Raw genomic sequence first — 7,029 nt, 5'->3', positions numbered from 1 at the left:
GCCGGCCTCCGGGTCCACCCCGGTGGGCCGCCGGGCGCCGGGCCGCGACGGCCGCTCCGCGCCGTCCCCCGCGCCGGTGTCCGCGCCGACGCCCGAGCCGGACCTTGAGCCGGACCCCGCGCCGGATCCCGCCTCGCCCCGTCCCCCGCCCTGGGCGCCGCGCCGCCGGTCCCACGACCCCCGGAACCGCGAGCCGCGCTCCCGCGACCCCCAGTCGACCCTGGTCCGCGGCGGCTCCCCCGGCCACCCCTGGGGCCGGTCCCCCTCGGCCGGACCGGCGCCCTCCGTTGCGCCCATGGCGGCGCTCCCCTCCCCGTGCCCCGGGGCCGGTGCGAAGGCCGTGACCACGGGCGCACCGGTGCCGGGTGGTGATTTTGACGCGCCATCATCCCGCATACCGGGCGGGGCCGTAGGGCGGTTTCCGGAACGGTTCCGGAACGCTTGCCGGAACGGGACCGAGCCGCGGCCACCGCGCCGCGGCGCCTCCGTCCCGACGGCGGGAAGGGCCGCCGGAGGACGGGCGGGGGATCATCCCGCCGCGATCGGCCGCCCCGCCGGCTCCTCGACGATCCGGCGGGCGATCTCGGCGGGCCGCACCGGGCGGCCGAAGTGCCAGCCCTGCGCCCAGTCGCAGCCCATCCCGCGCAGCCGCTCGGCGTCCTTGCGGGTCTCCACGCCCTCGGCGGTGACGTTCAGGCCGAGCGTGTGCGCCATCGACACCAGGCCGCTGACGATCCGCCACCCGGTGGCGCCGTCCTTGGCCGGGTCGTGCAGGTCGCCGACGAAGGAGCCGGCGATCTTCAGTCCGGAGACCGGCAGGTCGCGCAGGTAGGCGAGGTTGGACCAGCCGGTGCCGAAGTCGTCCACCGCCAGTGACACGCCGAGGTCGACCAGCCCGTGCAGGGTGCGCAGCGCCTCGTCCTCGGGGCCGACCACGGTCGACTCGGTGATCTCCAGCTGCAGCCGGGCCGGGTCCAGACCGGTGCCGTCCAGGATCCGGGCGAGGTCGGTGACCAGCGCGGCGCTGCGCGCCTGCCGGACGGCCAGGTTGACGTTGAGCTGCGGTGCGGCGTCGCCGTACCGCTTGATCCAGTCCGCGGCCTGGCCGCAGGCCTGCTCCAGCACCCAGCGGCCGAGCGGCATGATCAGCCCGGTCTCCTCGGCGGTGGTGACGAACTCGTCCGGGCCGAGCACCCCGAGCTGCGGGTGGCGCCAGCGCACCAGCGCCTCCACGGCGGCCATCCGGCCGTCGGCGAGGCGGTAGAGCGGCTGGTAGTCGATGAAGAACTCGCCGCGGTCCAGGGCGGCCGGCATCCGGACGGACACCGCGTAGCGGCTGACCGCGCGGGCGTTCTCCTTGGGGTCGAACAGCGTCCAGCGGCCGCGGCCGGCCTCCTTGGCGCGGTAGAGCGTGAGGTCGGCGGCCCGGACGGCGGCGCCGGGGGTGGTGGTGGACACCCGCCGCTCCAGCACGCCGACGCTGGCGCCGACGGCGAGCTTGTGGTCGCCGATCAGCACCGGCCCGGCCAGCGCCCTGAGCACGGTCTTGGCGGCGGCCACCGCCTCCTGCTCGCCCCGGCAGTTCTCCAGCAGCACGACGAACTCGTCGCCGCCGAGCCGGGCGACCAGGTGGCCGAGCGGGGTGAGGGCGGCCTTCAGCCGGGCGGCGACGGCGGACAGCAGCTGGTCGCCCATGTCGTGGCCGAGGCTGTCGTTGACCACCTTGAAGCCGTCGAGGTCGACGTAGCAGAGGCCGAAGCGGGCGCCGGGCTCCGGTTCCTCGAAGAGCTTCTCCAGCCGTTCGAAGAAGGCGGCACGGTTGGGCAGGCCGGTCAGCGGGTCGTGGGTGGCCTGGTAGCGCAGCCGCTCCTGGAGCCGGTAGCGGTCGGTGACGTCCTCCAGCATCGCGACCTGGTACTGCGGGACGCCGTCGTCGTCGCGGATCAGCGAGACGGTGAGGTGGGTCCAGACCACCTCGCCGTCCTGGCGGTAGTACGGCTTGTCGAACTGGAAGTACTCCCGCTTGCCGCCGATCAGCTCCTCGTACGCCTCCCAGACGCCCGGGGTGTCCTCAGGGTGGACGAGGTCGTCGACCCGGCGGCCGACCATGTCCTCCGGCCCCGCTCCGAACAGCTCCTGCACGGCCTTGTTGACGGCCAGGATGTTGCCGTCGGTGTCGCCGATGGCGATGCCGATCGCGGCGCTCTCGAACAGGGCGCGGAACCGGGCCTCGGAGGCGCGCAGCGCGCGTTCGGCCTCCTTGCGGGCGGCGTCGGCGGCGGTGCGGATGGCCTCCTGCTCGCTCAGCGTCCGCTCGCGCAGGGCGTTCGCCCACCCGGCCGCGAAGGCACCGGTGAGGGCGGGGCCGCGGTCGTCGCGGATCGGCTGGGACTGCAGCAGCTCGACCGCTCGGGCGAGCAGCACGGGGTCGGTGAAGTGGGCGTCGACCAGTTCGGCGGCGGCCTGGGCGGCCAGCCGGGGCTGGAAGGGATCGTCCTGCTGGGCGCGGTGCAGCAGCGCGGCGGTGCGGGCGACAAGCCGGCCGAGCAGGCCGGGGTGGACGGCGATGCCGTGGTCGGCGGAGAGCAGCCGGGACCAGTCCTCGTGGAACCGCTCGGCGCTCCGGTCCGCCGGGGTGGCGCCGCTCATCCGACGGCCCCGGTTCCGCACCGGGCGCCGGCCCCGGCGGTCCGGCTGTTGCCCGCCCCGGTGGTACGGCCGGTGGCACGGCTGTTGCCGACCGCGGTGGTACGGCCGGTGGCACGGCTGCTGCCGGACCCGGCGGTACGGCCTGGGGTGCGCACGGCCGGGCGGCCGGCGGCCGTCCCGTGGAGGGTACGGCCGTCGGTCGCGCGCCGGGTGCGACCACTCAAGGGCGGAACCCCACGCCCGCCACCCCGGCGATCCGTTCGGGGTGCTCGCCGACCGTGCCGGGCTGGTCGGGGCGCCACTGCGGCAGGTGGACGACGCCCGGCTCGACCAGCTCGAAGCCGTCGAACATCACGGTGACCTGCTCGCGGGTGCGCATGGTCAGCGGGGTCGGGGTCATCCGGTAGAGCTCCTGGTGGTCCTCGGCCTGGTCCGGACGGGCTTCCAGGGAGGCGTGCGAGAGGACCAGGGCGCTGCCGGCCGGGAGCCGGTCGCGGATCGTGGCGATCAGCTTCCAGGGGTCCTCGTCGTCGCTGACGAAGTGGGCGACGGCCACCAGCAGGACGGCCACCGGCTCGCCGGCGGCGAGGAGCGCGGCCACCTCGGGGTGGGCGAGCAGGTCGTCGACGTCCCGCAGGTCGGCCTGGACGACGGCGCTGTGCGGGTCGTCCTCGAGCAGCAGGCGGCTGTGGGCGACGGCGACCGGGTCGCGGTCCACGTAGACGACCTCGGCGCCGGGCCGGATCGCGCGGGCGATCTCGTGCACCGCGCCGAAGGTGGGGATGCCGGAGCCGATGTCCAGGAAGCGGGTGACGCCGTGCTCGGCGAGGTAGGTCACCGCGCGGCGCAGGAAGGCCCGGTTGGAGCGCATGATCTGGGGCAGTTCGGGCCACAGGGCCATCGCCCTGCGGGCCATCTCCCGGTCGACCTCGAAGTTGTGGGAGCCCCCGAGGTAGTAGTCGTAGACCCGCGCGGCGTTCGGCTTGTCCAGGTCCGTACCTTCCGGTACCCAGCTCGGTCGCCGCATGCCTGTGACTCCTTCACTCCGGTTCGGGGCGCAGCGTCTGGAGGTGCTGCCGTGACTGATGAGACTACAAGCACACAAGATCCTCCCTCGCACCCCGAACGGGTGCAAGCGGAGTGCCCCCTTCCCCGCGAACTGCGTTCTTTGCCCCGTATGTACCGGGCGTTCGAGCTCCGCCATCGACGGGACCCGCGCGGCGGGCGCCAACTCGGCAGCAGGCCGACCCCGTTCGCCCCTCCGACGGCGGGCGCCGGACTAGGGTGGGCCCGTGGATCCCAACCACTACCGTTTCCGGAGCGTGTGGCGACTCACGGCCCCGGCCTCAGCGGCGTACGCGGCGCTGGAGGACCTCCGGAGCTACCCGCTGTGGTGGCCGGAGATCCGCGAGGTCCGGCAGACCGGCCCGGAGTCCGGGCAGGTGGTGCTCCGCGCGCTGCTGCCGTACCGGCTGGTGATCGGATTGGAGCGGCGGCGGCACGACCCGGCGGCCGGGGTGCTGGAGGCGGTGATGCGCGGTGACCTCGAGGGGTGGTCGCGGTACACCGTCACGGCGGACGGGCCGGGCGGCGCGGGGTGCCGGGTGCTGTTCGAGGAGGACGCCCGGCCCGGCAAGCCCCTGCTGCGGCGCCTCGCGCTGCCGCTGCACCCGCTGTTCCGGGCCAACCACGCGGTGATGATGCGCCGGGGCCGCCACGGGCTCGCGGCGTACCTGGCGGGCGACGGCGAACGAGGGATGGCGAACGAGGGATGGCGAACAGATGACAGATGACGACTTTCAGCGAACAGATGACGGATTTCGAAATCTGTCAGCTGTCAGTTGTTCGCCGACCTCCGATCCCGCCCCTCCCGTCGGCGTCGCCTCGGACTTCGCCACCCCCTTCGACCGCACCGCCACCGGCAGCAGCAAGTGGGCCCGGGCCGCCGCCCCCGGGGTGATCCCGATGGGTCTGGCGGACATGGACCTGCCCGGCCCGCCCGCCATCGCCGAGGCGCTGGAGCGGCGAGCCCGCCACCGCGCGTACGGCTACACCGTCTGTGACCCGGTCGGCCGGACCCTGGTCGCCGACTGGTACCGCGCCCGGCACGGCGTCGAGGTCGACCCCGACTGGGTACTGCTGCTCCCCTGCGGCCCGCGCACCACCCTGCGCCTGCTCCTGGAGACCGTCCGCACGGAGGCCGCGCACCCCCACGCCCCCGTCCTCTTCCCCACCCCCGAGTGGGGCGGCTTCGCCCAGCTCTGCCACGCGGCCGGCCTCCCGTACCGCGAACTGCCGCTGCGGCTCGGCCCGAACGGCTACCGCTCCCCGAGCGGCCCGTTCCCCCGCCCCGCGGCCGCCGTACTGCTGAGCAACCCCCACAACCCCTCCGGCACGGTGTGGCCGACCGGCTACCTGCGCGGCCTCGCCGGGTGGGCCGCCGAGGCGGGCGCGCTGCTGGTCTCGGACGAGGTGCACGGCGACCTCACCCACCCCGGCGCGATCCACCCCGTCGCCGTCACCACCGTCGAGCCGGCGCTGCGCCGGCACGTGGTCACCCTGAACTCCGTCGGCAAGACCTTCAACTGCTCGGGCGTTCCCAGCAGTTTCGCCCTCGTCCCGGACCCCGGGCTGCGCGCCCGGCTCACCGACACGATGGCCGGCTACGGCCTCTGGGAGGGCGGCCTGCTGGAGCAGACCGTGCAGCGGGCCGCCCTGAGCGAGGGCGGCCCGTGGCTGGACGCGCTGCTCGCCCACCTCGCCGCCGCCCGCGCCCGGCTCACCGACCGCCTCGGCCCGGCCGTCCGCTCCGCCCCGCGCGCCTCCTACCTGCTCTGGCTGGACGCCGCCGCCCTCGGCCTGCCGCCGGCCGACGCCCGCGCGGCGCTGTTGCAGCGCTGCGGACTGGAGGCCTCCGACGGCGCCGAGTTCGGCCCGGGCGGCGCGGGCTCGCTGCGCCTCAACTACGCTCTGCCGGGCCCGGTGCTGGACACCGTCCTGGAGTGGCTGGACCGCCTGTGACCGGGGCACGTGCCGCCGTCCAGTACGCCTCTGCAAGCCCCTGCCCGGCGGCCTCCGCACCCCCGGATTCACCCGTTCGCCACGGCTCTGACCTGCTGAAACGAACATTCACGCGATATTTGCGAAGCGCCCCCGCATGCTCCGTAGCAGACTGGGCAGGGTAGACCGGGCCCGCAATCGTGATCCCGAGGATGGTGAGTCCGGTGATACCGACATCCCCCACCACTCCGCCCGACCGGCAGAGCGCACCCCCGCCCCCCACGGGGGTGACCCCGTTGACCGAATCGGGGGCGCGCAGCCATGTGTCGGGCGTCTGCTTCAAGATCGGACCGCCCCGCCTGGTGGGGGTCGAGGTCGAGTGGTTCGTCCATGACGACCGATGTCCGACCCGACCCGTTCCCCCCGAACTGCTCCACGCCGCACTGGAGTCGCTGCCACTGGGCGGCCCCGACGGCGTCACGCTCCCCTCGGGTTCGCGCCTCACGCTCGAACCCGGCGGACAGGTCGAGCTCAGCTCCCCGCCCGCCACCGGCCTCCTGGCCTGCGTCGATGACACCCGACGTGATCTGACCGCCCTGCGGGCCGCCTTCGCGGCGCAGGGCCTGCGACTCACCGGCACCGGGACGGACCCGCTCGCCCGCCCCCGACGGATGGTGCTGGACCACCCCCGCTACCTCGCGATGGAGCGCTTCTTCGACTCGGCCGGCCCCTGGGGCCGGGTCATGATGACCGGTACCGCGTCGGTGCAGGTGTGCCTGGACGCCGGCGACACGGCCGGTCCGCACGCGGCCGAACGACGCTGGCGGCTGGTCCACCGACTGGGCCCGGTGCTGGTCGCCACCTTCGCCAACTCCCCGATCCTGGACGGCCGGCCGACCGGCCACCGGTCCACCCGGCAGACCGTCTGGTCCCGGATGGACCCGAGCCGCACCCTCGCCCCCGAGCCGGACCACGGCGACCCGCGCGAGGCCTGGGCCCAGTACGTGCTGGACGCCGAAGTCCTCTGCGTGCAAAGGCCGGAGGGCCTGCCCTGGACGGCCACGCCCGGCCTGACCTTCCGCGACTGGATCCGCGGCGGCGGCGAACGCCCGCCCACGCTGGCCGACTTGGAGTACCACTGCACCACCCTGTTCCCGCCGGTGCGCCCGCGCGGCCACCTGGAGCTGCGGATGATCGACGCCCAGCCCGGGGACGGCTGGGTGGTGCCGGCCGCGCTGGTCACCGCACTGCTGGACGACCCGGTGGCCGCCGACACCGCGCTCGCCGCGCTGGAGCCGCTCGACCGCGACAGCGACCGGCGCCCGCCGCGCAGCGAGGTCTGGCGCCGGGCCGCCACCCTGGGCGTCGCCGACCCCGAGC

At 74.9% G+C, this 7,029-nt stretch carries 5 protein-coding genes; 3 read left to right on the top strand and 2 right to left on the bottom strand.

All coding sequences use genetic code 11. From position 1 onward, the window contains the following. Window positions 1-528: 528 nt before the first annotated feature. A complete protein-coding gene (locus BG452_RS26700) occupies window positions 529-2,649 on the bottom strand; it encodes a putative bifunctional diguanylate cyclase/phosphodiesterase (RefSeq protein ID WP_188306909.1) in 2,121 nt (706 codons plus the stop codon). A gap of 220 nt (window positions 2,650-2,869) precedes the next feature. After that, window positions 2,870-3,676: an SAM-dependent methyltransferase gene (locus BG452_RS26695; RefSeq protein WP_188306908.1), complete on the bottom strand. Its 807-nt coding sequence runs from the start codon at window positions 3,674-3,676 to the stop codon at window positions 2,870-2,872. 295 nt (window positions 3,677-3,971) lie between these two features. On the opposite strand from BG452_RS26695, the gene BG452_RS26690 reads away from it, so the two are divergent. The 3 genes from BG452_RS26690 to egtA form a co-directional block, all read left to right on the top strand. Further along, window positions 3,972-4,442: an SRPBCC family protein gene (locus tag BG452_RS26690; protein WP_317621242.1), complete on the top strand. Its 471-nt coding sequence runs from the start codon at window positions 3,972-3,974 to the stop codon at window positions 4,440-4,442. After that, the gene (locus BG452_RS26685; RefSeq protein WP_188306906.1) at window positions 4,432-5,670 is read left to right on the top strand and encodes an aminotransferase class I/II-fold pyridoxal phosphate-dependent enzyme; all 1,239 of its coding nucleotides are present in this window, start codon (window positions 4,432-4,434) and stop codon (window positions 5,668-5,670) included. The genes BG452_RS26690 and BG452_RS26685 overlap by 11 nt, the downstream gene beginning before the upstream one ends. 266 nt (window positions 5,671-5,936) lie before the next feature. Further along, the coding region (gene egtA / locus BG452_RS26680; RefSeq protein ID WP_317621241.1) for an ergothioneine biosynthesis glutamate--cysteine ligase EgtA at window positions 5,937-7,029 on the top strand (1,093 nt) is incomplete at its 3' end.

The organism is Streptomyces sp. CBMA123 (assembly GCF_014596465.1).
In the GTDB taxonomy this organism is placed as follows: domain Bacteria; phylum Actinomycetota; class Actinomycetes; order Streptomycetales; family Streptomycetaceae; genus Kitasatospora.
The sequence above is the reverse complement of the archived record's forward strand: the minus strand, read 5'-3'. Positions and strand labels throughout refer to the sequence as shown.

Bases quoted from the DNA above. Each gene is read 5' to 3' on its own strand.
- BG452_RS26685 (WP_188306906.1), top strand. From the start codon at position 4,432: ATGACAGATGACGACTTTCAGCGAACAGATGACGGATTTCGAAATCTG.
- BG452_RS26695 (WP_188306908.1), bottom strand. From the start codon at position 3,676: ATGCGGCGACCGAGCTGGGTACCGGAAGGTACGGACCTGGACAAGCCG.
- BG452_RS26700 (WP_188306909.1), bottom strand. From the start codon at position 2,649: ATGAGCGGCGCCACCCCGGCGGACCGGAGCGCCGAGCGGTTCCACGAG.